This is a genomic window from Chelonobacter oris, assembly GCF_000772535.1.
GTDB lineage: Bacteria > Pseudomonadota > Gammaproteobacteria > Enterobacterales > Pasteurellaceae > Chelonobacter > Chelonobacter oris.
Genome location: NZ_JSUM01000016.1, coordinates 26,656 through 53,256 on the forward strand (window position 1 = coordinate 26,656; position 26,601 = coordinate 53,256).

Below are 26,601 nucleotides of genomic sequence, written 5' to 3' on the forward strand. Positions count from 1 at the left end.
TGTTGATTATACCTTTGCCTTCAAATAACGCTGCGCGCATTCCGATGCGGCAATCAAGCCTCCCGCCATCATGATAATATCCTTCAGAATCAAGCGCCCCGCCCCCGATAGATACGGAAAACCATAGTTCGGCGTCGGCAAATCCCCGCCGAGATTGGCAACGTAGGTTTCAGGCGTGGTGATTAGAAACGACAGCGTGACAATCGACATGCCGAACGTCAACAACCCGCCGAGCATACCGGTGGTCGAATTCCAGATACCTGACAATGTCAACAGCCCGATGGTTACGATCACGGCGCCCAAACCGTATGAAAACGGATAAGTCCCGTTTTGTTTATGCCAATCAATATTCTTCTGTACCATTTTTCCTTCCGGATTTTTATACAGTGTATATTCTTTCACCAGCTCGCCTTTGTCATTCTCTACCATTTTCTGACTATCCTTATAAAAGAAACTCATAAACGGGCTGTTGGCAACAAAATGCACAATCCCGTCCGCTTCATATTGAAAGGCTTTCAGCCCGCCAATCCAAAGCATCACGATACAAATCGCAATACGGATAAAGTTGATGAAAATACGCTGTTGATCGGCGAGAAACGCCGCCGCCGTGTTGATTAGCTTTGTGATCATGTTTACCTCATTATTATTGTGAAATGGCATGTAACCCTAAAAATATGTACGACATCATTCGATATGATTTACACAAGATATCAAATGCAATTTATTCTCATTTAAGACAAGTTGATAGATAAAATAAACGCAACTTTCAGGGATAAAGTCGCAAATCACAAATAATGCGGTTTTTGCACGACATAAATAAAAAACGGCGTTCAAATTAAGCTGAACGCCGTGCCAAAAAGAAAACAATGCTACTTCTTACCGATTTCGTCGGTCACTTGTCCGTAAATCATCATGGTAAACACCACCGTTCCGCCCAGAATATTACCCAGTGCGGTCGGGCCTAAAAACGTGACGAAATAGCCATACAGATTGGCTTCCCCCTGAATGACCAGATACGCCATTTCCGCCGAACCGACCACCACATGCGTAAAATCACCCAAGGCAATCAGGTAGATAAAGAAGAAAATCATCACGAATTTGCCGTTGCCGACGGTCGGCATCATCCACACCACGGACGCGATCAAGATCCCGGCCGGAATACCCCGTAAGATATTGTCACTGACCGACATTCCCGCCACATGATGGGCAATCTCTTTCATCGCCACCACAAATTCGGGATTAAACACATGATGATTTTGCAAAAATAACGCCGCCAGTGTCGTGCCGATTAAATTAGCCGCAAACACCGTCCCCCACAATTTCGCCACCGCCAGCAGCTTTTTCAAGCTGAGCGGATTAAATAACGGCACCACCGTGGTGATGGTATTTTCGGTGAATAACTGCATTCGCCCCAAAATTACCAAAAGGAAACCGACCGTGTAGCCCATATTGGTAATCAGCGGCGCCCAAGGTTCATCGGGCGTATAGGCAGTAAAAATCGCTTTGAAAATAAACGAAAACGTAATCACCAATCCTGCCGTAATGCCCGAAAACAATAATGCTTTGGTCGGACGCGACAACTCCTCTATTCCGTCTTGTCGGATAATTTCATACAATAAACGCGGGCTTAAACGCTCATGCTCTTCCACCGCCATTCGGTCACGATAGGATAACTTTTGGCTATTCAGTTCAGATTTCATTGAGACTCCTTTAAGATCAACCGCACTTATTTCAGTAATCTACGGTTCAGGTTAAAAATCGGGCAAACTATAGCATAAACTGCCGCAAAATAAAAAACCGCTCACAAACAAGCACCGAATTGACCTATTAAATTCAGGCGAAATAGCCTATAATCACTCGTTTTATAACCTGTTTAATCAACGGAACATTCCATGTTTGAAATCAATCCCGTAAAAAACCAAATCAGTGACCTGAGCCAACGCACTGCGGTGCTTCGGGGGTATCTTTGACTTCGACGGCAAAGTCGAACGTCTGGAAGAAGTAAACGCTGAACTCGAGCAACCCAATGTCTGGAACGAGCCGGAAAAGGCGCAGGCACTCGGCAAAGAGCGGTCATCGTTGGAAACGGTGGTCGATACCATTCGCACGCTGGAACAAGGGTTGGAAGATGCCGAAGGACTGTTGGAACTGGCTGTTGAAGCCGACGATCAAGACACCTTTGACGAAGCGGTCGGCGAGCTGCAAGAATTAGAACAAAAACTGGCGAAGCTGGAATTCCGCCGTATGTTCAGCGGCGAACACGACAGCGCCGACTGCTATGTCGATTTGCAGGCAGGTTCCGGCGGCACCGAAGCCCAAGACTGGACCGAAATGCTGTTGCGTATGTATTTGCGCTGGGTGGAAAGCAAAGGCTTTAAAACCGAATTGATGGAAGCCTCCGACGGCGATGTCGCCGGCATTAAATCCGCCACCGTTCGCATCAGCGGCGAATATGCTTTCGGCTGGCTACGCACCGAAACCGGCATTCACCGCTTGGTACGCAAAAGTCCGTTCGACTCAAACAACCGCCGCCATACTTCATTCAGTGCGGTATTTGTCTATCCTGAAATCGACGATGACATTGATATTGAAATTAATCCGGCGGACTTGCGGATTGATGTCTACCGCGCCTCCGGTGCGGGCGGTCAGCACGTTAACCGAACCGAAAGTGCGGTACGAATCACCCATATTCCGAGCGGTATCGTGGTGCAGTGCCAAAATGATCGTTCCCAACACAAAAATAAAGATCAATGTATGAAGCAGTTGAAAGCCAAGCTGTACGAAATGGAACTGCAAAAGAAAAATGCCGAAAAACAGGCGCTGGAAGACAGCAAATCCGATATCGGCTGGGGCAGCCAGATCCGCTCTTATGTCTTAGACGACGCTCGGATCAAAGATTTACGTACCGGCATTGAAAACCGCAACACTCAAGCGGTGCTGGACGGCGATTTGGACAAATTTATCGAAGCCAGCCTAAAAGCAGGCTTATAATGACAGCATTCATAAAAAATTAAGGTAAAAACTATGTCAGAACAACAACTTCCGGAACTGGATCTGCACGGTGAAATGTTGGTGCGCCGTGAAAAACTGACCGCACTTCGCGAACAGGGCAATCCGTTTCCCAATACCTTTCGCCGTGAGCATTTGGCACGGGATCTGCATACGCACTATGAAAACGAAGACGGCGAAGCATTGAAAGCACAAGAAATCGCCGTCACCGTCGCCGGTCGGATTATGACCCGTCGTAAAATGGGTAAAGCCGGCTTCATTACACTGCAAGACATGAGCGGCAAAATCCAACTCTATGTTGCCCGCGATTTACTGCCTGAAGGCGAATATCAAAACCTGATGTCGCTGTTGGATTTGGGCGATATCGTCGGCGCCAAAGGCACGTTGTTCAAAACCAAAACTGGCGAGCTGACCGTGCGCTGTACCGCACTTGAACTGTTAACTAAAGCCTTACGCCCGTTGCCGGACAAATTCCATGGTTTGAGCGATCAGGAAACCCGTTATCGCCAGCGTTATCTGGATTTGATCAGCAATGAAGAATCCCGTCGTGCGTTTGTAATTCGTTCCAAAGTGATCAGCGGCATTCGTCAATTCTTCCTCGACAAAGGCTTTATGGAAGTGGAAACGCCGATGCTGCAAGTGATTCCGGGCGGCGCAGCAGCTCGCCCATTTGTGACTCATCATAATGCGCTGGACATTGATATGTATCTGCGTATTGCACCGGAATTGTACTTAAAGCGTTTGGTCGTTGGGGGTTTTGAGCGAGTGTTCGAACTGAACCGCAACTTCCGCAACGAAGGCGTTTCGGTACGCCATAATCCCGAATTCACTATGCTGGAATACTATCAAGCTTATGCCGACTACCATGATTTAATGGACAACACCGAAGAATTACTGCGCAAATTGGCGTTGGACATTCTCGGCACCACCACCGTGCCATACGGCGAATATACGTTTGATTTCGGCAAACCGTTTGCCCGTCTGACCATGACCGATGCCATTTTGAAATACGGCGATAACATTCGCCCCGAGCAGTTACAGGATTTCCAACAAGCCAAAGCGTTAGCCGAATCACTGGAAATCGAAGTACAAAAATCTTGGGGATTAGGCGGCATTATCAATGCTATTTTTGAGGAAGTGGCGGAACACCACCTGATTCAACCGACATTCCTGATGGCGCATCCGGCGGAAATTTCCCCACTGGCACGCCGCAATGATGAAAATCCGGACGTCACCGACCGTTTCGAACTGTTTATCGGCGGACGTGAAATCGGTAACGGCTTCTCGGAGCTTAACGATGCGGAAGACCAAAACGCCCGTTTTGATGCGCAAGTCGCCGCCAAAGAAGCCGGTGACGATGAAGCGATGTTCAAGGACGAAGACTTCGTTACCGCACTTGAGCACGGTTTGCCGCCGACTGCCGGCGAAGGATTGGGCATCGATCGGCTGGCGATGATTTTCTCCAACTCGCCGTCAATCCGTGACGTTATCCTGTTTCCGGCAATGCGTCAGCATAAAGACTGAGAATACGGAAGAAACAAAAAACGGGTGGCAGCCTTGTTCTGAAGGCTATCACCCGTTTGTTTTTTTAAGCTGCAATCCGATAAACTACAACGATTTAATAACTGGAGTTAATCAAAACTTCCTCGCCGTATCCGCCCAATGTCGGCATCGGCTGATAGGTCGAATTTGCCGCCCGCATAATTCGGATACCGCGGATACCGGCCTCTTTCGCCGCTAAAATATCGTCATCACTGTCGCCGTAATGTATCGCCACGCCATGTTTGATGATTGCCGGTGTCTTATTGTATTTTGTCTCTCTCGGTAACTCGCCCATAAATTCAACCGGATGCATATTCTTAATTTTGAATGCCTTTTCCAACACCGGCGTGACCCTGTCCACTTTGCCGGCGGTACGTCCGGTAATAAAATAAATATTATCGCCGCGTTTTTGGTGCATTTCGATTAACTCGCTCGCTACTTGTTTCGGAATCGAATATTGATCGCAGCCGGCATTGACTTCATCCCAAAAATGTTGGTCTTTCAGATAGGCAAAACTGTCCGGCGAATATTTTTCTTTTCCGTAATAAAAACAAGGACTGGAAAACAATACCGTATCATCAATATCAAAACTGACCGTCAACGGCGCTTTTCCTTCCAGTTCTGCTTGAATAGTGTCGATGGTAATCCAGTGAATTGCCGCTTCCGTCAACATTTCTCTGGCATTGGTTCCCTGATGGCTATAAGGTTCTTTCTCGGCTGCGCTTACCGACAAGGTTGCGCCAAACAGCAATGACAAGACGACAGCGGACAGGTTTCTTTTCATGATTTTTCCTTTTGATTGATAAATTTCGTGCCAATTGTATTCGATAGCGAAATTAAAAAATTAGAACATGATCACAAAAGAACTTAGAAAGTGCCCTGCTCACCGTTTTTTAAATCCAATCTCGGCAAACGACAGGCTAAAAAGCCATCTAGACCGCACTTTTATTATGAAAGTACGGTCTGCTCGCTGTTAACCGGTAATCTCACTCACTTCGACCTTGCGGTTTTCATAACGTGATCTAGTGCAGGCGTCGGCGGTGGCAATCGCCGCACGGGCGGCGTCACCGGTCAGTAATTTGGCAAACTCTGCCGTCGGCGTCATACCGTGTAAAAGATCATTCAAGTATTTCATCTCTTTATGCATGACACTATTTAACCATAGCGGCGTACGCTTGCCCGGCTGCCCGTACTGAATCGCACCGTCCATATTGGTTCCGGTGTAAATTCGGGTGCGATCATCGTCTTCTTCCTGAGTTTCATGAATCAGGAAATGGGAATCTTGTCCGTTTACGCGCAATGTGCCGCCGCAATGGAACATATCCAGTTTAATCGCCCCTTTTTCGCCTTGAATCAACACATAATGTTCCCCCCAGCGGAATGCGGAACCCCACTCCAACACGGCAAAACGGTTATCGTCGAATTCCAGATTGAGAAACAGCATGTCGTCCTCATCACCGAATTTTTCACTGCGGTGTGCGACATTGCCCGCCGTCATGGTAACGGTTTTCGGCATTCCGCCCATAATAAACTGTACACAATCCAGCTCATGAATATGGTGATACAAATGCCCGCCTGATTTTTCACGAATCTTTTTCCAAGAAACCGTCGGCTGTTCGTCTTCCCAGCCGTTACGAGCGGCATGACAGTACAGCACTTTGCCGATCACGCCTTGTTGAATCAGTTCCTTGGCGTGATGCACGCCGTTGAAAAAATTCATGATATGCCCCGCCATAAAGATCACACCGTTTTCATCACAGGCTCGTACCATTTCATCACAATCCTGATAGCTCAAGGCAATCGGCTTTTCACAAAAAACGTGCTTTTTATATTTCGCCGCCAGTAATACCGGCGCTTTGTGCAGGTAATTCGGCGTTGCTACAATCACACAATCCACATCGGCACGACCGACCGCCGTTTCCAGATCAGGGGCTGAATCACAGCCCAATTCGTTGGCGATTTCCTCTCCGTGATCCGGATCGAACACCACCGTCACCTTGGCTTGTTCAAGTCCATTCATGATACGCGCCAAATCGGCTCCGAAATATCCGACGCCGATCACTGCATAATTAATCATGTTACTTCTCCTAAAAATTAATAACGAATGCAATCTTGTTTGTTTTCAACTTTCACTATGGGAATGCCTATTTAACCGATCCTTCCGATAACCCGCCGGCAATTTTATTCTGAATAAAACAGAAGAACAGCACGGACGGAATCACCACCAATACCGAAGCCGCCATCATGTCGCCCCAGTCGAGAATCTCCGCGCCGTTTAATGAGCGCAGGGCAACCGCAACCGTCATTTTGCTGGTGTCGTTTACCAAAATCAGGGCATACAGGAATTCGTTCCAGGCATTGATGAACGTGTAAATTGCCGTCGCCACGATTCCCGGTGCGACCAGCGGCAATACGATTCTGAAGAACACGGTAAATTTATTGGCGCCGTCAATCCGTGCGGCCTCTTCGATCTCTATCGGGACGGTACGGAAAAATCCGACCAGCAGCCAAACGGCATAAGGCACACTGAATGACAAATACACAATGATTAAGCCGGTGGTGGTATTGGTCAGTCCGACTTTTGCCATAGCGATCGAATAAGGAATCGCCAATAAAATCGGTGGAAAAATATAGGTTGTCACCAATAATTTCGACATAATTGCGCCCAGTTTCGGAAAAAAGCGCACAATGCCGTACGCCGCCATCGATGAAATCACAATGGCAATCAAGGTCGTGACCAAGGCGATAAACAAGCTGTTTTTGATATTGACGGAAAAATTCAAATTATTGATGACATTGTCAAAATAATCGAACGTAAACACTCTCGGCCAGAAACGGGTCGGCTCACCGGTTAGCTCTCCCTTGCCTTTTATCGAAGAAATGACAATCCAGACCAGCGGGAAAATTGCAATAACGGTCGAAAGGGTCAAAAAGGCGTGTGACAACACATCACCGAGAATCGATTTTTTCTTTTTCATGCTTTATTCTCCTTCTTTTTCCCAGCGGCTAATCACTTTAAAGTAGATAAAGCAGATGAGTAACAGGAAGATAAACAACAATACGGTCACTGCCGAAGAGCGCCCCAACAGCTTGGTTCCCCAGCCCATGTTATAAGCGTAGATCGGTAATGTCATCGTGGAATTGGCCGGGCCGCCGCCGGTAATCAGATAAATAATATCGAAATTGTTAAATACCCATACGGTTCGCAGCACCACCAACAGCCCGATCACCACCTTGATGTGCGGTAATGTGATGTGGCGGAACACCTGCCAAGCATTGGCACCGTCTATTCTTGCCGCCTCATATTGTTCAACCGATACCGTTTGCAGTGCAGAAAGCACATTCACCATAATCAACGGCGCACCGAACCAGATATTGATAAACACCAGACTGACAAATGCCCAAGTGCTGTCGGAGAGAAAACTCGGTGCAATGTCCATCAAGCCCAATTTTTCAATCATGTTCGGCAGATAACCGTAGACCCCGTTTAAAATCCACTGCCAGGAAAAAGCAATAACGATAGTCGGAAATGCCCACGGGATAATCAACAAAATCTTGTATAACCATTGCAAATGCCGAATCCGGTGGAGTGCCATTGCCAATGCGAAGCCCATCAGCACCTGCCCGACCAACGACAACACCGTCCATTTAAGCGAATTTAAAAACGCCCACCAAAAATTAGTATCCGCCAGCACCGCCCGATAATTGTCAAGGCCGACAAAGGTGTAGACCGGCATCACCAGATTTTTGTTGGTAAAGCTGTAAAAAATACTGGATAAAAACGGATAGATGAATAATGCCGATACGACAATCATTGCCGGCAAGACAAAAATCCAGCGCGTATAGCTTTTTTGAATCATCAGTAACCTCCTCCCCGCCGAAACCATAAACGGCAATAACGTACACGGGCATTATTCGCTCAATAGCGACAAACAGCTTGCCGCCATCGGTTGTGGTGATTATTGTGCGGTCATCGCGTCAAACAATTCATTCAACTGCTTTTCAGCCTTTTGGGCGGCAACCAGCGGATCCGTGCCGTGGGTGACAATCTCCTGAAACATCGTTTCAATGATATGCTGATTGGTCAATAAGCCGCCTTGAACGCTCGGGCCGTGTTCATAACCGATAGCCGTGCCGTGCTGTACCGCACTTTCAATCACTTTTTCAGCATGAGCAAACTGCTTGATCAGCGGATTATCTTGATAAACCGCCTGATCGGAAATTCCGCTGATTGCCGGCAACATACCGACCGGCACCGAACTTAGAAAGCGGATATAGCGATCTTGTTGGTACAGAGTTTCAATAAAGGCTTTGCTGATCTCAGGGTGTTTGCTGCTTTTCCACACCACTAACGGAATATTCGAGGTTTCAATGCCGTAATCCGGATCATCGGCCTTGATTTTCGGTATCGGGTAAGCATCAATTTGTTCTAACAATTGCGGAGAATTGGCTTGTACACCGCCGATTTGGAAGCCGGAATTAAAATCAAATGCCGTTCTGCCTTGATAATACAGTGTTGCCTGTTGCAGCACATTGTAGTTAATGGCATCTTTCGGTGACGTTTCCCGATACATTTTCACCCAATATTTAATCCCGTCCTGTACCAAAGGACTGGTTAAATCCACTTTTAAATCCGGCGTCAGCAAACTGCCGCCGCCGCTCTTGACATAAAAATTCAGGAAACGCGTTGCCATAAAATCATTGGTTCCCATCGGCACCGATAAACCGTAAACGCCGTCTTTGGTCAGCGTTTTGGCGGCCTGATACAGCTCGTCCCAAGTTTGCGGCACTTGCAGATTGTTTTGTGCCAACAGATCCTTGCGAATCCACATCACCTGTGCATGAGAATACAGCGGAACCGAATAATTTTGCGCCGCAACCGTGCCTTCATTAATGGCAGCAGCGGCAAAGCGATCCCGCCCGATTTTGTCAATTAAGTCATTAACCGGCTGCAAAGCACCGACATTAATCATTTCCACCACTTGATTCGGCAAGGCGGTGCTCATATCCGGCACATTGCCCGATGCCAGTCCGGTCGTCCATTTGGTATAAAAATCATTCCAAGAAAACGTTTCAATCTTGATTTTCACCTGCGGGTGCTGCTGCATAAAATCATTGGCGGCAGCCTGAATCACTTCAAGGCGCGGCCCTTGGGTAAAAGAGTGCCAAACGGTAATATTGCCCGCCAGTTCGCCGTTCTGCGGTGTCGGTACCGCACTTGCCGCCTCGCTTTTCCCTTCGTCGCAACCGCTTAACAGCATTGCCCCCAATATCAGCGATGTAGCGACAGAAATTAATTTTTTAAATTTCATTGAATACTCCTTACGTTTTATAAGAGCGACTGCTCGGTTTGCGGATCAAAAAAGTGCGCCCGTTTCATATCGAATGCCAAACTGATGCTTTCTCCCATTTTGATTTGTTGACGTGAATGCACCACCGCTTTGATCGCCTGTTGCCCGATCTCGGTATGCACAATATATTCCGCGCCCAACAGCTCGGCGACATTGACGGTTGAGGTGATCATCGCTTTTTGATAACTGCCCAACAACAACGGCTCATTGGAAATGTTTTCCGGCCGAATGCCGAGAATCACCGCATTGCCGACCGCACTTTGCCGTTTTAACCGTTGATAGATTTCATCAGGAATCGCCAAACGGTAATCGTCTGCGGTGATAAAGCAACCGTCTTCGATTTTGCCGTGAATAAAATTCATGGTCGGCGAACCGATAAAGCCGGCAACGAACAAATTATCCGGATGATCATAAATCGCTTTCGGCGATCCAATCTGCTTCACCACGCCGGCATTCATCACCACTATCCGATCCGCCATGGTCATCGCTTCGGTCTGATCATGGGTAACATACACGGTGGTGGCATTCAGTTTTTTGTGAATACGGATAATTTCCGCCCGCATATTGCTGCGCAATTTGGCGTCCAGATTGGACAGCGGTTCATCCATTAAAAAGACTTTCGGCGAGCGTACAATCGTTCTGCCCAACGCAACCCGTTGCCGCTGGCCGCCGGACAGCGCTTTCGGTTTGCGATCCAGTAATTGCTCCAGCCCCAAAATAACAGCCGCCTCTCTGACTTTCCGGTCAATCTCCTCTTTAGCGACTTTGCGCAATTTGAGGGCAAAAGCCATATTGTCGTACACGCTCATGTGCGGATAAAGCGCATAGGATTGAAATACCATGGCAATATCGCGATCCTTCGGTTCGACATGATTGACCATGCGCTCATCAATATAAAACTCGCCGTCGGAAATATCCTCCAATCCGGCGATCATGCGGAGTGTCGTCGATTTGCCGCAGCCTGAAGGGCCGACCAACGCAATAAACTCTTTATCGGCCACTTCCAGATTAAAATCCTGCACCGCCTCAAATCCGTTGCCGTAACGCTTATAAATATGACTTAATGATAACGTTGCCATCTTGGGGTTCCCTTCACTGATGGATTGATTCCCTATTTTTCTGACAAAAACAAAAATAAGGTTTAAAATAAAGTTACAAACATAAGACATCATACATCTACAATATTTTAGACATATGATGTCTTATGTTGAGAGAAAATAAAACGATCCTGATCACACTTTAAAACATTACTCGTAAATCATTTGAGAATTGCCATGACCGCTCCGTCCTTGTTTGCCGCACTCTACATCATCCTAATCGGCATCGGCTTTCCGATCATGCGTTATGAGCCTGCACTTCGCCCCCTCAACAACAATGCCGTGCGCTTTTTATCCGGCGGTTTGCTGCCGTTACGCCGATGATTATTCAGCGCCTGCGCGAAATTCACCTGACAAGGCGGATAAAATGTTTTACTATCACACAAACATAAGACATCATATATCTATTTAATCAAGCGCAAGCATCATCATGATTTTCTGTAAATGAAAAAATTAACTAAAAAAGCGGCAACCCTGGCGCTACAAGAAAAAATTAAAACCCTGATTTTAGAAAAAAACCTAAAACCCGGCGATTTAATGCCGACCGAAAACGAACTGATCGAGTTACTCGGCGTCAGTCGTTCCAGCCTGCGCGAAGCTGTCAAATCGCTGGAAGCCTTGCATATTCTGGACATTCACCACGGCATCGGCACCTTTGTCGGCGAATCGTCATTGGTGCCGATGATTCGCGGTCTGGCTTTCCACGCCCAACTGCACGTACACAATAACGTGAAATGTCTGCTGGACATCCTTGATGTACGTGAAATCCTACAATACGGTTTTGCACCGATTGCCTTGGCAAAAATCAGCGATCAACAGGTCGAGCAGTTACAACAGCTGGTGGCGTTAATCGAAAGCAACGCCCGTGCCGCCACCTTTTCCGATGACGAAGAGCGGCAAGTTCACCTGCTGGTTTATCGGGCGGTCGAAAATCATTTGCTGTCGCAATATTTAGATGCGTTCTGGCAAATTTACCAATTGCTGGAGCACGAATTACCCGCGAATACCGCCACCCCGACCGCTATTGCCATGCAATACCGGGAATGGGCGGACGCTATTGAGGCCAGAGATTTGGAACGTATGCAACACGCCATTCTGCTCTATTTTCAGCGTATCAGACAACGGCTGACGCTTAAGGACACGCCTGTATGAAGACAATTAAAACCGCCCTTATCGGCTGCGGCTTTTTTGGGCGACAATTAGCCGCCGGCTTTCGCCAAAACGGCGCCGAACTGGTCGGCGTCAACGACATCAATCATCAACTTGCCGCCGCACTGGCAACAAAATCCGGCTGTCGACCCTATCTTGATGTCGATGAAATGCTGACGCTTCACAAGCCGGATCTGGTATTAATCGCCACCTATAACTCCGCGCACCGGGAAGCCGCGGAAAAAGCGCTGAATGCCGGAAGTGCGGTTTTTATCGAAACCCCGTTTGCCGTTGAAACCGCCGATTGCCACCACATATCGACACTGGCCGAACAACGCGGCAAACCGATCTTTATCGGCCATGTTTTACGCACGCTGCCCGGGCTGCTGAAAGCTAAACAATTAATCGAAGCCGACGCCCTCGGAAAAATTACCGTCGCCCGTGCCAACCGCCAACGCTGGATCGACTCGGCACGCGATAAAGCGTGGTGGAAAAATGACATTAATTTGACCGGCGGCAAATTACTGCATGAAATTCATGAACTGGATCTACTCTGTTGGTTATTGGGCGAAGTAGAATCGGTATACGCCCAATCCACCAACCGCGCCCATCCCGACACGCCGGATAATCACGATATTATCCAATTACTGATGCAATTTAAAAACGGCGTGTTCGGCTCGCTGGAAATGGGAACCGCCTATCGCCTGCACGAATGGGGAATCGCCATTCACGGCGAACTGGGGTCGCTGGCGGTCAATTTCTTCACCTCAACCTTAACCCTCTCTTTTGCTGACGGACACCGACAGCAATTTAATCTGTACGATGAATTCGAAGCCGACTTATCATTGCGTGAAAACGGCAAAAGCACACAAAAATATAATCAAATTAACGGATTATGCCCTTTTTGGCTCAGTCGGGCGGTCGAAATCGAAGCATTGAGCGTCATACGGCATTTACAGCAAAAGCAGCACAGTGTACTGCATGACAGTCCGATGCGGGCGGTTTGCGTGGCGGCTGCCGCCAAACGTTCGATTCGGGAAAAAACCTTGATCAACGTCGAATACCGCTCACAATGATTTTACTTAACCGCACTTTACAGTAAAATCAGACATTCTTTCCCGATAACGACAAGGCAAATATCATCGAAACATGGCAGCGTGGGTTTGTGTTGCACCGCAGACCGTATAATGAAACCAGTCTGTTGGTTGATCTCTTTACCGAGGAGAGCGGGCGTCTGACCGTGTTGGCGAAAGGCGCACGGGCGAAGCGATCGCCGTTAAAAAGCCTGCTGCAACCCTTTACACCGCTGCTGTTACGCTGGTCCGGCCGCGGCGATTTGAAAATACTGACAAAAACCGAGGCCGCCGCCCTCGCCCTGCCGCTGCAACATACCGCACTTTACAGCGCATTTTATATCAATGAACTGATCAGTCGGGTTATCGAAATCGAAACGCCGTATCCACAGCTGTTTCAGGATTATTTAACCTGTCTGACCGCACTTGCCGTTACGCAAGGCAGCCCGACGGCAAACCTCGACGGGCAAAGTGCGGTTAAGCAAAGCGCTATTGAACCTTGCCTGCGCAAATTTGAATTTCAACTGCTGCAAACGTTGGGCTACGGCGTGGATTTTCTGCATTGTGCCGGTTCGGGGCTGCCGGTCGACCCCGCCATGAGTTATCAATATCGTGCCGAACAGGGCTTTATTGCATCGTTAATCAACAATAATCATACGTTTTACGGCAACGAATTGTTGGCATTCGCCACCTTAGAATTTGAACAAAAATCGGTTTTGTCCGCCGCCAAACGCTTCACCCGAATGGCATTAAAACCTTACCTCGGCAGCCGACCGCTGAAAAGTCGCGAACTGTTTCAAACGATACTGCCCGGCAGGCTGAAAGGATAACGGCTGTATCCTAACCTTTACAAGACGCTCCGGCTTTGTGCAGCTTGCCGAAGTCGTTTTTCGGATCGGGCTTGCGCATATTGTTAGGCGCCCCTTTTTGCACCGGAAATTCGGAATCCATCTGCCACGCATTCCAACCGCCGTCATACACCGCAGTGTTCGTCCAGCCGGTCATTTGGGTGATAAACCACGGTACGCCGGCGCGCCAGCCGGTACCGCAATAGAACGCCAAACGATCTCCGCGCCGAATGCCTTGCGCCTGCCACAGGTTAAAAATTTCATACGGATTGCGTAATGTCCCGTCCGGATCGTAATAATCCGCCACATTCGAGGAATCGGTGCCGGCAAAACCCCAAATCGCCCCTTGCGGCTCGCCCTTGCCCGGAATGTAATCATAACCGCTGACCTTGCCTGTATATTCGTCCCATGAACGGATACTGACCAGTTTGAGATTTTCCTCTTCCATCGCCTTAAGCGCCTGCCGCGGCATGGCAATATTATATTGCGGATGTTGCGGAATCGTTGTGCCGAACGCCTCAACTGGCTGCGGCACATTCACTTTGGTTTCGGTTCTGTAATCCAAATCTTTCCACATATACAACCCGCCGTTGAGGTAGCGTACATCTTCCACGCCCGCCCATTTCAACGCCCAGAAAACCCGCTGTGCCGCCAGTTGGTTGTCGGAATAAAGAATGATGGTTTTGTCTTTGCTGATACCGTTTTTAATCAGATTTTGCTCAATGACTCTCGGATCGGACAAATTCCAAACCGGCGCATTTTCCACCCAGTCGGTATCAAAATGATAAGCGCCGACAATATGCTGAACGTAAGCATTAGCCGTTTCCAGCGGCCCCCACGACACTTCAAACACCATGAACCGATCATTGTCATAACTTTCCGCTTTTTCGCCGTTGATCACTGCATTCAGCCATTGCGGCGATACGCTCCAAGTATAATTCGGGAAGCTCACCAGCGGATTACTGTCCACATTGGCGTAGTTGATAAACTCTTTAAACACCCGCACGTTGTAGCCTTTTGCGGCGAATTCTGCACTAATCCGCTCCAAATCGTCCGGATTATCATCATAAAACACCAAGGTTTTGTCTTTGGTAATGCCTTTATCGGCGGCAAATTGCTCAAATTTATCGTCCGAAATGTTCTCCAGCCAAGTGGTGGAAAACTGGATCGCCCCCGGAATATGACCGCCGCGAATCGCATTCGGGCTTTTAAAACCGTTATAAAAACTATCGTGACGGCTATCGATGATCACGAAATCGCTGTTGTCCAGCCGTTGTAATAATTCTGCGGTTTCAATATCGGTCACGGTTTTGCCGTCACATGCCGCCAATGCCAGCAGCACGCAGGCGTTCAAACACGGAGTTTTGAATTTCATTCTGTTTTCCTTATCAAGCGTATCGTTTAAACATCACAAAAGAGGCACACCAAGCGCCGAATAGCATCATGATCGTTGCCAGCCAGCCTTGCCATGAAAAATAGGCGGTCGCCACCAAACTGTTGGCGATGGTGCAGCCGCCGGACAATGCCGCCCCCACTCCCATCAAGATACCGCCGACCGCACTTTTGCCGAAAGTTTCCGCCGACGGCACACGCCAGCGGAATTCGCCGCTCAATTTGGCGGCGATAAACGCCCCTAACGGAATGCCCAGCACCAAACAAGTTCCCCAGTTCAAGTAACGACTTTGCCCGCTGACGACATATTGCACCACATTGGCGGACGGCACGCTGATGCCAAGCCCGAAATTGCGGCCGGTCGGAATACTGAGCAGCCATGCGGCAATGGCGATAGCGGCGATTAAGGTTCCGCTCAACAGCGGATGCCAGTGTTTTTCAAACAATAAATGGGACAAACCGGATCGGCGGGCGGGCAACATCGCTATCGGCATGGCGGGGCGCCGATATTGACGGTAAATCAGCAGCGCCGTGACCGCACTGAGTACCGACACCAAAACCCAAGGTGAAATGTGCAACGTACGGTAGATGTTGTCGTAATCGCTACGGTTCTCCAATAAAGGGCGAATCCAGTGGCGCAAAAAGCCGCTTTGCGCCGCCGCCATCGACAGCGCAAACAGCAGCACGGCACAACAACTGCCGATTAAGCCCTCCCCACTACGATACCAACTGCCGGTAGCGCAACCACCGGCAAAAATCATACCGCATCCGAACAAAAAAGCGCCCATCAGGGTTGCCGCTATCGGCAGCCGGTCGATTGGGACGGTCAAGAAGCCGTTATCCTGCAACAAAAACAAGGCGATCGATTGCAAGCTCACCGCCAATAAAAGTGCGGTCAGCAGTGGGTTGGATTTTGTTGTGCGAAAACTGAAATGACGAAAAATCGAGGCGATACAAAAACGCCCGCGTTGTAAGACGAAACCGAACAACAGCCCGAGAAACAAGCCTGTGATAATCATAGATTAAACCTTAATACTATGAACAAAAGAGGTCATTATTACAGCATAAATTTGTCGATAAGGCGAGTGCGATGATGAAAAATCGTGCCGGATAATGCCATTATTTCCACAGCGTAATCGTCCATTTGGCATCATCAAGCCTTGCAAAATCAGTCACTTGATATCCCTCTTCCGCCGCCCACTGTGCAATGGTCCGTGTCGCCTGCGTGCAGTCGAATTCAACGATCAGGCTATCGCCTTTCACTAACGGTTTTACCGCTTTTTGTACTTCCAGCAGTGAAAACGGGCAGACCTGCCCCAGAGTATTGAGTTGATATTGCATATTTTCTCCCGTAACCGCCGAATGCCTTTTCATAGCAGCGCATGGCGCAAAACCGACGCTCAATCCAATCTATTCAAACACGTCCGCCACAAACGCCACAAAGCTGCGCACCGTCGGCACGAAACCACGATTTTTATAATAAATGGCATACAACGGCACCGTCTCCAATGTCCAGTCGGGCAGCAGCCGCACCCAGTCGGACCGAATCAAACCGCCCATCTCGGGCAGTAGCGCAATACCGATGCCGTCTCCTACCAATTGCGCCAACAGTTCGGCATCATTGGCGCAAACCCGTTTAGCGGCGCTGATCTTTTCGCTTTTGCCGTCTTTGTGCAATAACCAGTCGCGTCCGTCACTTTTGTGTAACAGCGTATGCTGTGCCAGATCGGTCGGTGTTTGCGGCGTGCCGTGCCGCCGTAGATAATCGATAGAAGCATAAAGCCCGAGGGAAATCGCCCCTACCTGTTTTGCCACTAAATCCTCTTGCAGCGGTAAACCGATGCGTAACGCAACATCAATCCCGTCCTGAATCATATTCACCCGTCGATTTTCCATACTGATATCGAGCGATACATCGGGATAGCACCGCAAATATTGCGCCAAGTGCGGTGTCAGCCCCAGCCGCAACACTTCGCTCGATACCGAAATACGCAGCAAGCCGCGCGGTGTGCCGAGGCTTTGTGCCACACTGCCGACCGCATTGTCGGCACACTCCAACATCATCACCGCATGGCGGTAAAACGGTTCGCCCAGCTCATTGAGGCGCACGCCGTTACGGCTGCGATCGATCAATTTACTGCCAAGTGCGGTTTCCAGTTCGGTCAAACGGCGACTTAAACGGGATTTCGGCAAATGCAACTGTTCTGCCGCACGGCTCAAGCTTCCTGCCTGCACCGTCGCCACAAAAAACCGCATATCATTCAGATCAATTCGTTCCACTTATGCAACCTTATGTTTGTTTTTTGTATCTTGTTCCTTATCCGCAACGATTATAAACTGTCGCATATCCATTCGGCAACCGTCACCATGAAAGGAGGAGAAATGCGTATTCTAGAACCGGATCGAATCAATGAACTCGCCCGAAAAGCAAAAATCACCGCACTTTCCACGCTTGAACCGGCGGAAAGGGACGAACTGCGACAACGTTATCTCGCCGCCATTCGTGGGCAAATCACCCGTGTACTATCCGGCGTCACAGTGGTCGATCCGCTGGGTAATGATGTCACCCCGGAAAAATTGCGCCGAGCACAACGTAACGGAATGATAAATTAACTGAGAGAAAAGGAAGAAAAATGCGTACTATCGATAAAATTTATGCCGCCCCGCGCAAACACTGGGTCGGCGACGGTTTTTATGTTTCACCGCTGTTTTCCCATATGGCGGACGACAAATTCACCAGCCCGTTCTTAATGCTGGATTATGCCATGCCGCAGCACTTTGCACCGAATGAAGCCGATCCGCGCGGTGTGGGCGCCCATCCGCACGCCGGATTCGAAACGGTCACCATTGCTCTGCAAGGGGAAGTGGAACACCGTGACAGCGCCGGCAACGGCGGCGTGATCGGCACCGGCGATGTCCAATGGATGACTGCCGGACGCGGAATTGTCCATCAGGAATTCCACAGCGAACGCTTCAGCCGTGAAGGCGGCATGTTCGAAATGTTGCAATTCTGGGTCAATCTGCCTGCCAAAGACAAAAACACGCCGGCGGCTTATCAAAGTATTTCCGCCGCCGATATTCCGCACTGCAAACTGGCGGACAATGCGGGCAGCGTGCGGGTGATTGCCGGCAATTATAACGGCACAACAGGGGCGGCTCACACCTTTAGCGAGCTGAATATGTGGCAAATCGATCTGAATGCCGAGGCGAAAACCGCACTTGAGCTGCCGGCAAACCACAATCTGATGTCGCTTACCTTGCGGGGCAATCTCTTGATTAACGATGACAACATTGCCCGCCCGACGGAATTGGTTACCTTTAAAATGGAAGGGGGCAATATCCGTCTGCAAGCCGGTGACGAGGCGGTAAAACTGGTATTGTTGAGCGGTGTGCCGATTGACGAACCGATTGCCGCCCACGGCCCGTTTGTGATGAACAGCCGTGAGGAATTAGTTGAAAAATTCCATGCCTTCAACCGCGGCGAATTCGGCAATTTGTCACCCTGAAAAACGGCGTTAACGATAAAAGTGCGGTCGGCGGACAATGCCGACCGCAAGCGTACCGCTCACAGGATATTCGGTTACAATTTGATATAAAACCATTTATTCCTATTCTCTCTCAAACTGAAATTTACTTATTTGTTCGAACCGGGAACCGCATTCCACACCCTAACCGTCAACGGTGGGATCTCAGGCACGCACCACATCAGCGCAATGCGCAGCTGCAACTGGATTATAGCTACCACTGGTAACCAGCTGAAATAACGAATAAAAAGCCATTGAAAAGACATTCAATGGCTTTTTTATACCGCACTTTGCCCGCTACAATCCTTCAATCCGCTGATCTTGCGGATATTGCACGCTAACGATTTGTTTGACCGTTTGTTTGCTGTTCGGCGCGAGAGTGAACGTTTGTTGATAACGACCGTTATCGTCAATAGTAACGTTTTTCAGATTCGGTTCAATCACATTGACCGTAATCTCTTTATTTACCGCCTGCGGAACACGATCGTAAACCACAATATCCACCGCCTGCTCACGGGCATTTTGCAAGGTATACGCCGTTTCAAGCCGAACTACATTGGATTTGTTAATCAGACCGCTGTTTTCTTGCGTACGTTTTACCGGCTCGGCTTGCACGCTGATGGTTTGATCTTCACCGATAAGCTGTTTAAATTCCGCCCCCGGCAGTAACGTCGGCAAATAACCCGATCCCATGATTTTGCCGTCATACGAACTGCGCAGGCTGCCGCCCAATAACGGGTAATTTTGCGTATTCTTGCCGCTGACGGTCAACAAAATGGTATTTTGGTAATTTGGATAAAAAGCATATTCCGCTGTCGCTTGCTGCTCAATCTCAGCAATCATCAGATTGTGCTTCACCTTGTCGCCGGGAATACTCACCGCACCGGGAATCTGAAAACTGGAGGCGATCACATCATTTTCGATCACCGCCGATTGCGGCGCTGCCGCTACTGGCAACAGATCCGTTTCCGCTGCCGCACTTTTGTTTCTCAGTGCCATTGTCGGTGAATTCAACACTTTCGGTTGATAAAAATCAATCACCCAAGGTTGAACCTGCGGCGCTTCCCCGACCCGAATCGGCGTTGCGCCGGACAATACCAGCTTGACATTCTCCCAGTCTTCATTGCTGTTTTGCTGAATTTGCGCCCCGTATTGCAAACTTAACCGATTGTTTTTGCTGTTATAATTGAGTTGATATTGCGGCTGCCACGATGCATTGCCCGTATGATAAGCCAGTTTCACCGTTTGTTTGCCGTCATTCTCCGCCTGAACCTGCACCCGCACGATCCGCTGCATTAACCCTTGCTCTCCACCCAAACGTTGATATGTCTGTTGTAACCGCTCCAGCGTTTGCTGCTCCTGCTGTAAAACGGTGGAAATTTTCCGTTTTTCCTCCGCCAAGTCCGCATAAGTGCGGCGTGAGAACTGTTGTAAGCGGCTAAACTCCTCGATAGACGGATTTTTCTCGGCATTTAGGCTGCCTTGCTGCAATAATTGCAATAACTGAAACTGATTTTCCATGACGGCAAGTTGATCCTGAAGCTGTTCGATTTGCTGTTGCTGATCACGAATTTGCTGCTGTAGGCGGCGTAATGCTTCGGCGGCGTGGCTTTTCGCCAAACGCACTTCACTGTCCAACGACAACACCGTTAACCCCGAACGACCTTCGGCGGCAAACTGTAACGAACTCTCTTCCAAACTGATCGGCAACTGCTCGAAAACCAACTCGTTCACCCCTTTTTTCAGCTCAATTTCGCCTGTGCGTTCCACTTTCGCCAGATGCCGATAAAGCGTGACCTGCTCAATTTTCGAGGCAATCTTTTCCACCGCAGCCATTGTCTGACTTGCCCAAAGTGCGGTCGCCGCCGCAATAGCCGCCAATGCCGTTTTATTCATGGTTTTATCCCTAATTCGATGAGGGTTTAAATTGTTGATTTAAAAAGTCAATAACGACCTTGACGACTTGCGGCTGTGCCCAGTAAACACCGGCATGATCAGCATTTTTCACCACATAACGCTCTGCGTTGACGCCTTGCTCTACCAACGCCTCAAACAAGATATTGCTCTGACTCGGCGAAACCAGCAAATCCGCATCGCCGTGCATCAATAAAAACGGCGGTGTGCGGTTGGAAATGTGAGTAATCGGATTGGCTTGTGCCGCCGTTTCCGGCGTGGATTTCACCGTACCGCCCGGCGCAAACGGCGGAATACCGTTTAACATCAAGGCTTCAGCCGCATTTTCTTTATCATGCATGGCTTGCACCTCTGCTGAGTAATCCGCGCCGATTTCACTTAAATCGGACAAGCCGTAGAGATCAATCGCCGCCTGCACTACGCTGCTCTGCTCCAGATTTTCCCCCAAATCAAACTGGCGATCACCGTTGGTTGTCGCTGCCAATGCGGCAAGATAACCGCCGGCAGACTCGCCCATAATCGCAATTTTATCTTGATCAATGCCATACTCTTCGGCGTGCGCACGCAAATAGCGGATTGCCGATTTAACATCCAACAGCGGATCAGGGAACTTTCCTTGCGGAATATGGCGGTATTCAATACTGACCACCACATAACCCGCCTCCGCGATTGCCAGCCGCTGTTGAATATAATTGGCTTTCGGCGACATCAGGAAACCGCCGCCGGTGACAAACAACACGGCGGGCAAACGGCTGTCGCTCTGCGGTCTGAGAATATCCATTTTCAAATTCAACGGACGCCCCATCACTTGCGGTTGGGCATAGGTAATATCTTGCAATTCGTTCACCAACGGCTTTTCAACCGCCACTTCCAGCAAAGTGCTTTGCGGAGGCATCGGATTTAAGTTTGCGGCTGACGCCAACGGCAGAGCCAGCAATACCGCACTTGCCCATCTCAACAATTGTTGCTTCATTATTTTTTCTCCGGTTAATGCTATTTTTCGTAAATGATTAATACGTTTCTTTGACCGCACTTTCGCTGAAAAGTGCGCCGTCATACAGAAAACAACTTACCGCCCGTCATCGTTTCATGCTAAATTAAGCGGTATATCGAATATTGATTGACGTTAAAAACCAGACTTGAATCATGTTAAAAATAAAGAAAGTTTTTAATAACAATGCCGTTCTTGCCGAAAATGAGAACGCTGCCGAGTTGGTTGTGCTCGGGAAAGGCATTGCGTTTGGCAAAAAGTGCGGTGACGATGTCGAGCCCGGCTTGGCGGAAAAAACCTTCAGTTTGAATAAAAGCCCTTTCGCCACACGCTTAACTGAAATTTTATCGGAAATTCCGCAGGAATATTTTCGCCTGATCCATTTAATTGTCGATTATGCCCATCGCCAATTAGAGAAAACGTTATCGAATAATATTTATGTCAGCTTAACCGATCACCTTTATCATGCGGTCGAACGTGCCAAGAAGCAGCAGTCGATTAATAACGGCTTATTATTTGAAATCAAACGATTATATAAAAATGAATATCAAATCGGGCAATATGCCGTGGAATTGATTAAACAAGAACTGGCCATTGATTTAGGCGATGATGAAGCCGGTTTTGTTGCGCTGCATATTTTCAACGCCCGCACGGATAACGACGATATGGCGGATACCATGCGGACAACCCAAATCGTACGCGATATTCTGAGTTTGGTCGGCTACCATTTCAATCGGGTGTTGGATGAAAGCGATTTGGCATATTCACGCTTTGTCACTCATTTGCAATATTTTGCACAGCGGTTGTTTAATGCGCAATATGCCGACAGTAACGATGATTTTTTATATCAACATACCAAAACCGCCTATCCGGATGCCTACCGTTGCGTCAAAAAAATCGATCATTATCTGCAAAGCAATTTTCAAAAGCAGTTGAATCAAGATGAGCAGCTCTATTTGACGATTCACATTCAGCGCCTCATCAAAAAATAAATTTTGTGAACCTAATCACAATTTTGCCATTCACCGTTTGCCCCGGTATCCCAGACATTTTATAGTGTCGGCTCATACAAGGTTGTCACCGCACGTTGCAGTGTCGGGCAAGGCTTGAATGGTTTGATTGATTGGCGTTCAATTATCAAACCATTCAGGCTTTTTTTATACCTGTATTTAACACTTGGGGTGTGACTTTCAGTAGGCAAGCCTAAGCAAAACAAAAGTGCGGTTTTTATCCGTGATTTGTTTTGCTTGGGCTTTTTTTATGATTTCAAATTGAGGAATGGAAGATGGCAAAAGATTTTACAATCCTGGCTGCCGAGATTATTCGTTTAATCGGCGGTGAACAAAATATCCACTCGCTGATGCATTGCGCCACACGTTTGCGCTTTGTGTTAAAAGATCAGCGCTTGGCGGATAAAAACCGGCTGAACCAAACTGCCGGTGTCATCAGCGTGATTGAAAGCGGCGGGCAATTTCAAATTGTTATCGGCAATAATGTGCCGAAAGTTTATACCGCGATTATGCAACAGGCAAAAATTCAAACCGACGCCGCTGTCGCAACGACAAAACCCTCGCTGCTGAACCGAGCGATCGATTATTTGGCCGGTGTTTTCACGCCATTAATTGGGGTGATGGCCGGTGCCGGTATTTTAAAGGGGCTGGTTGCGATACTTTCCGTAACGAATGTACTTTCACAGGATTCCGGAACATTTTTAGTGCTGGATGCCACAGCAAGCGGAACTTTTTATTTCCTACCGCTCTTTTTAGCGATCACTGCGGCAAAAAAAATGAACACCAGCCCGTTTATCGCCTTGGCAATTGCAGCGGCATTGGTTTACCCGACCATTGTCGCCGCCACGGCAAGCGGCAATCCGATTGATTTTTTAGGCTTTGATCTGGCATTGATGACCTACACCTACAGTGTCATTCCGATTTTACTGGCGGTTTGGGCACAACATTATGTGCTGGCATTTTTTGAAAACAGACTGCATGAATCGATCCGCAATTTTTTTGCGCCGGCATTTACATTATTGATAATTGTGCCGTTCACATTTTTAGTAATCGGGCCGATCGGCTCAGGCATCGGCAACGGATTGGCAGCCGCCTTGGCATGGCTCTATCAAGGCAGCCCGGTGTTAAGCGGTTTGGTCATGGGCGCATTGTGGCAAGTGTTGGTCATCTTCGGGGTTCACTGGAGTGTGGTGCCGATTATGATTAACAATATGGCGGTTCTCGGCTTCGATGTGTTTTTACCGATGACCGCAGCCGCCGTTCTGGGACAAGCCGGCGCCACCATCGGGGTATTGTTGAAAACACGCAACAACGACTTGAAATCCCTTGCCGGTTCCACCGCCTTCAGCGGCGTACTCGGCATCACCGAACCGCTAATTTACGGGGTAACACTACGTTTCAAAAAACCGTTTATTTGCGGCATGATCGGCGGTGCTGTCGGTGGTGCGCTGATTGCCGTCGGCGGCACAAAATCATTCGCTTTCGGCTTTAGCGGACTGCTGGGCTATCCGGTCATGATCGGCGCTGAAAGCAGCTTAACCGCCTATAGCTTGGGCATGTTGGTTGCTTTTGTCATTGCGGTCATTCTGACCTATTTATTCGGCTTCAACGATGCGATGCTCGGCGGCAATACAACCGATGCCGACAATCCGCACAACGAAAGCCGAACCGACAGCGGCAAAGTGTCTACCATTCCGTTGCTCAAGCTCTGTTTGAACAGCCCGTTACAAGGCGAAATCCACGCCCTGAACAGCATTGACGATCCGCTCTTTTCATCGGAATCACTCGGAAAAGGTATCGCAATTCTACCCAATCAGGGAGAATTGATTTCACCGGTCAACGGCACCGTCAGCTCAGTTTTCCCGACCAAACATGCGATTAATATCGAATCCGATGACGGTTTAGAAGTGCTGATTCATGTCGGCATGGACACCGTACAACTCAACGGACAATTTTTTGAACAGCTGGTGCAGGACGGCGATAAAATCACCGTTGGGCAACCGCTGCTGAAATTTGATATCGAACAGATCACTGCCGCCGGCTATTCTGTAATGACCCCGGTGATCATCGCCAATAGCGATGATTATTTAGACGTCATCGCCACGCAAGAGCAGCAAATTTATCTCGGCGAACCGTTAATGAAAGTATTAGCCAAATAACCCCTTACTCGTAACATTAAAAAAAGGAACATGCTATGAACAAGTTAAAACCATTTCCAAAAAACTTTCTTTGGGGCGGTGCCACCGCTGCAAACCAAATTGAGGGCGGCTTCGATGCCGACGGCAAAGGGCTGTCCAGCGCCGATATGGTCGCTTATGTGCCGAAAGCCGAACGCGGCGCGCACAGTGCTGCGATTGAAGTAACATCACAACGGATCGAGGCAATTTTATCCGGTGAATTTCAAGGACGTTTCCCGAAACGCGATGGGATTGATTTCTATCATAAATACAAAGACGATATTGCACTGTTTGCCGAAATGGGCTTTAAAATGCTCCGTATTTCCATTCATTGGGCGCGAATTTTCCCGAACGGATACGACGAGCAGCCGAATGAAGCCGGTTTGCAATACTATGAAGATATGTTCAAAGAAATGCATAAATACGGTATCGAACCGATGGTCACGCTCTGCCACTACGAAACTCCGCTTGGTCTGACCGAGAAATATAACGGCTGGCTGGGGCGTGAAGTGATCGGGCATTTCCTGCGTTATGTGGAAACCGTGTTCAGCCGTTATAAAGAATTGGTCAAATATTGGCTGACCTTCAATGAAATCAATATGATCACCATGCACAGCCCGTTCACCGGCGGCGGCGTAGTGATTGACCGCGTGCCGGAAGCGGAGCGTGAAAATGCCAAATACCAGGCGCTGCATCATCAATTTGTAGCAAGCGCTCTCGCCACCAAACGCCTGCACGAAATCATTCCGGGCGCACAAATGGGCTGTATGCTGGCTCGCCTGACCCACTATGCCTACAGCGCTGATCCGGCGGATCAACGGTTGGCACAATGGTTGAATCAGCAAAATCTGTATTTCACCGATGTACACGCACGCGGCGAGTACCCGAAATTCATGCTCAGACACTGGCAGGAAAATAACGTGCAAATCCGGAAGGCGTTGGGTGATGATGCGATTTTAAAACAGTATCCGGTAGATTTTGTTTCTTTCAGCTACTATATGTCGCTGGCCGCTTCCACCCATGACAATGTCGAACGCACCGGCGGCAACCTGTTGGGTGGAGTAAAAAATCCGTATCTGCAAGCATCCGACTGGGGCTGGCAAATCGATCCTATCGGTCTGCGAATTACCCTAAACGACCTGTACGACCGTTACCAAAAACCGCTGTTTATTGTAGAAAACGGTCTCGGCGCTTATGACCAAGTAGAAGCGGACGGCACAATCCATGATGATTACCGTATTGACTACCTGCGTGCCCATATTCAACAAATGCAGGAGGCGATCAGTGACGGCGTCGATTTACGCGGTTATCTGAGCTGGGGGCCGATTGATTTGGTGAGTATGTCCACGTCGGAAATGTCAAAACGTTACGGTTTTATCTATGTTGACTTGGACGACGACGGCAACGGCAGCGGCGAACGCCGTCGCAAAGATTCGTTCTACTGGTATAAAAACGTCATTGCCAGCAACGGTACGGAACTGTAACCGCACTTTGACGTTCAAAAAAACAGGCAGATATTCAACC

25 protein-coding genes are annotated in these 26,601 nt (G+C 48.7%); 11 read left to right on the top strand and 14 right to left on the bottom strand.

All coding sequences use genetic code 11. The features are described 5' to 3' along the window. Positions 1 to 6 precede the first annotated feature (6 nt). The gene (locus OA57_RS10840; RefSeq protein WP_052122480.1) at positions 7 to 630 is read right to left on the bottom strand and encodes a DUF417 family protein; all 624 of its coding nucleotides are present in this window, start codon (positions 628 to 630) and stop codon (positions 7 to 9) included. Positions 631 to 869: 239 nt separating this feature from the next. Beyond that, the gene (locus tag OA57_RS10850) at positions 870 to 1,700 is read right to left on the bottom strand and encodes a formate/nitrite transporter family protein (RefSeq protein WP_034617678.1); all 831 of its coding nucleotides are present in this window, start codon (positions 1,698 to 1,700) and stop codon (positions 870 to 872) included. Positions 1,701 to 1,892: 192 nt separating this feature from the next. Between OA57_RS10850 and prfB the strand changes: the two genes are divergently transcribed. Together prfB and lysS are read left to right on the top strand one after the other, a co-directional pair. After that, a protein-coding gene (prfB, locus tag OA57_RS10855; RefSeq protein WP_152596751.1) for a peptide chain release factor 2 occupies positions 1,893 to 2,991 on the top strand; the annotation gives its coding sequence in 2 pieces (ribosomal slippage) (positions 1,893 to 1,967 and positions 1,969 to 2,991; 1,098 coding nt in all). Between the two features lie 33 nt (positions 2,992 to 3,024). After that, a complete protein-coding gene (lysS, locus tag OA57_RS10860) occupies positions 3,025 to 4,533 on the top strand; it encodes a lysine--tRNA ligase (RefSeq protein WP_034617681.1) in 1,509 nt (502 codons plus the stop codon). A gap of 94 nt (positions 4,534 to 4,627) precedes the next feature. Here lysS and aphA read toward each other — a convergent pair whose 3' ends face one another. The 6 genes from aphA to OA57_RS10890 all read right to left on the bottom strand — a co-directional run bounded on the left by aphA (position 4,628) and on the right by OA57_RS10890 (position 10,981). Next, entirely contained in the window at positions 4,628 to 5,335 is a 708-nt protein-coding gene (gene aphA, locus OA57_RS10865) for an acid phosphatase AphA (RefSeq protein ID WP_034617685.1), read from the bottom strand. A 189-nt stretch (positions 5,336 to 5,524) separates the two neighbouring features. Beyond that, positions 5,525 to 6,628 carry a Gfo/Idh/MocA family protein gene (locus OA57_RS10870; protein ID WP_034617688.1) on the bottom strand — a complete coding sequence of 368 codons (1,104 nt, stop codon included), beginning with the start codon at positions 6,626 to 6,628 and terminating at the stop codon, positions 5,525 to 5,527. A gap of 67 nt (positions 6,629 to 6,695) precedes the next feature. Continuing rightward, positions 6,696 to 7,529, bottom strand: a complete 834-nt coding sequence (locus OA57_RS10875; protein WP_034617690.1) for a carbohydrate ABC transporter permease — start codon at positions 7,527 to 7,529, stop codon at positions 6,696 to 6,698. Positions 7,530 to 7,532: 3 nt separating this feature from the next. After that, the gene (locus tag OA57_RS10880) at positions 7,533 to 8,411 is read right to left on the bottom strand and encodes a carbohydrate ABC transporter permease (protein ID WP_034617692.1); all 879 of its coding nucleotides are present in this window, start codon (positions 8,409 to 8,411) and stop codon (positions 7,533 to 7,535) included. 99 nt (positions 8,412 to 8,510) lie between these two features. Next, positions 8,511 to 9,863, bottom strand: coding sequence for an ABC transporter substrate-binding protein (locus OA57_RS10885; RefSeq protein ID WP_034617695.1), 1,353 nt, complete (start codon positions 9,861 to 9,863; stop codon positions 8,511 to 8,513). A gap of 17 nt (positions 9,864 to 9,880) precedes the next feature. Next, on the bottom strand, positions 9,881 to 10,981 hold the full coding sequence (locus OA57_RS10890; protein ID WP_034617696.1) for an ABC transporter ATP-binding protein: 1,101 nt from the start codon (positions 10,979 to 10,981) through the stop codon (positions 9,881 to 9,883). 195 nt (positions 10,982 to 11,176) lie between these two features. Between OA57_RS10890 and OA57_RS12735 the strand changes: the two genes are divergently transcribed. From OA57_RS12735 to recO, 4 genes are all read left to right on the top strand, one after another. Beyond that, positions 11,177 to 11,323 (top strand): hypothetical protein, encoded by a 147-nt coding sequence (locus OA57_RS12735; protein WP_161788351.1) that lies wholly within the window; start codon positions 11,177 to 11,179, stop codon positions 11,321 to 11,323. Between the two features lie 120 nt (positions 11,324 to 11,443). Beyond that, on the top strand, positions 11,444 to 12,151 hold the full coding sequence (locus OA57_RS10895; protein ID WP_034617698.1) for a FadR/GntR family transcriptional regulator: 708 nt from the start codon (positions 11,444 to 11,446) through the stop codon (positions 12,149 to 12,151). Beyond that, on the top strand, positions 12,148 to 13,224 hold the full coding sequence (locus OA57_RS10900; protein WP_034617701.1) for a Gfo/Idh/MocA family protein: 1,077 nt from the start codon (positions 12,148 to 12,150) through the stop codon (positions 13,222 to 13,224). Before OA57_RS10895 ends, OA57_RS10900 begins: the two co-directional genes overlap by 4 nt. A gap of 62 nt (positions 13,225 to 13,286) precedes the next feature. Continuing rightward, the gene (gene recO, locus OA57_RS10905) at positions 13,287 to 14,051 is read left to right on the top strand and encodes a DNA repair protein RecO (protein ID WP_084589928.1); all 765 of its coding nucleotides are present in this window, start codon (positions 13,287 to 13,289) and stop codon (positions 14,049 to 14,051) included. A gap of 10 nt (positions 14,052 to 14,061) precedes the next feature. Here recO and OA57_RS10910 read toward each other — a convergent pair whose 3' ends face one another. The 4 genes from OA57_RS10910 to OA57_RS10925 all read right to left on the bottom strand — a co-directional run bounded on the left by OA57_RS10910 (position 14,062) and on the right by OA57_RS10925 (position 17,741). Next, the gene (locus tag OA57_RS10910; protein ID WP_034617706.1) at positions 14,062 to 15,444 is read right to left on the bottom strand and encodes a rhodanese-like domain-containing protein; all 1,383 of its coding nucleotides are present in this window, start codon (positions 15,442 to 15,444) and stop codon (positions 14,062 to 14,064) included. Between the two features lie 13 nt (positions 15,445 to 15,457). Then, complete coding sequence (locus OA57_RS10915; protein WP_200883627.1) at positions 15,458 to 16,480, bottom strand: YeeE/YedE family protein; 1,023 nt, start codon at positions 16,478 to 16,480, stop codon at positions 15,458 to 15,460. A gap of 100 nt (positions 16,481 to 16,580) precedes the next feature. Next, complete coding sequence (locus OA57_RS10920) at positions 16,581 to 16,802, bottom strand: sulfurtransferase TusA family protein (RefSeq protein ID WP_034617709.1); 222 nt, start codon at positions 16,800 to 16,802, stop codon at positions 16,581 to 16,583. Between the two features lie 69 nt (positions 16,803 to 16,871). After that, the gene (locus OA57_RS10925; RefSeq protein WP_034617712.1) at positions 16,872 to 17,741 is read right to left on the bottom strand and encodes a LysR family transcriptional regulator; all 870 of its coding nucleotides are present in this window, start codon (positions 17,739 to 17,741) and stop codon (positions 16,872 to 16,874) included. Between the two features lie 102 nt (positions 17,742 to 17,843). Between OA57_RS10925 and OA57_RS10930 the strand changes: the two genes are divergently transcribed. Next, positions 17,844 to 18,074, top strand: coding sequence for a DUF896 domain-containing protein (locus OA57_RS10930; RefSeq protein WP_034617714.1), 231 nt, complete (start codon positions 17,844 to 17,846; stop codon positions 18,072 to 18,074). 20 nt (positions 18,075 to 18,094) lie between these two features. Further along, positions 18,095 to 18,967, top strand: coding sequence for a pirin family protein (locus OA57_RS10935; RefSeq protein ID WP_034617717.1), 873 nt, complete (start codon positions 18,095 to 18,097; stop codon positions 18,965 to 18,967). A gap of 315 nt (positions 18,968 to 19,282) precedes the next feature. Here OA57_RS10935 and OA57_RS10940 read toward each other — a convergent pair whose 3' ends face one another. Together OA57_RS10940 and OA57_RS10945 are read right to left on the bottom strand one after the other, a co-directional pair. Continuing rightward, positions 19,283 to 20,881, bottom strand: a complete 1,599-nt coding sequence (locus OA57_RS10940) for a mucoidy inhibitor MuiA family protein (protein ID WP_034617720.1) — start codon at positions 20,879 to 20,881, stop codon at positions 19,283 to 19,285. Between the two features lie 10 nt (positions 20,882 to 20,891). Beyond that, entirely contained in the window at positions 20,892 to 21,872 is a 981-nt protein-coding gene (locus OA57_RS10945) for an alpha/beta hydrolase (RefSeq protein WP_034617722.1), read from the bottom strand. A gap of 173 nt (positions 21,873 to 22,045) precedes the next feature. Here OA57_RS10945 and licT point away from each other — a divergent pair, with 173 nt between their 5' ends. The 3 genes from licT to OA57_RS10960 all read left to right on the top strand — a co-directional run bounded on the left by licT (position 22,046) and on the right by OA57_RS10960 (position 26,561). Further along, positions 22,046 to 22,882 carry a BglG family transcription antiterminator LicT gene (gene licT / locus OA57_RS10950; RefSeq protein WP_034617724.1) on the top strand — a complete coding sequence of 279 codons (837 nt, stop codon included), beginning with the start codon at positions 22,046 to 22,048 and terminating at the stop codon, positions 22,880 to 22,882. A 293-nt stretch (positions 22,883 to 23,175) separates the two neighbouring features. After that, positions 23,176 to 25,059 (top strand): beta-glucoside-specific PTS transporter subunit IIABC, encoded by a 1,884-nt coding sequence (locus tag OA57_RS10955; RefSeq protein WP_034617726.1) that lies wholly within the window; start codon positions 23,176 to 23,178, stop codon positions 25,057 to 25,059. 35 nt (positions 25,060 to 25,094) lie between these two features. Beyond that, complete coding sequence (locus OA57_RS10960; protein ID WP_034617729.1) at positions 25,095 to 26,561, top strand: glycoside hydrolase family 1 protein; 1,467 nt, start codon at positions 25,095 to 25,097, stop codon at positions 26,559 to 26,561. Positions 26,562 to 26,601 lie beyond the last annotated feature (40 nt).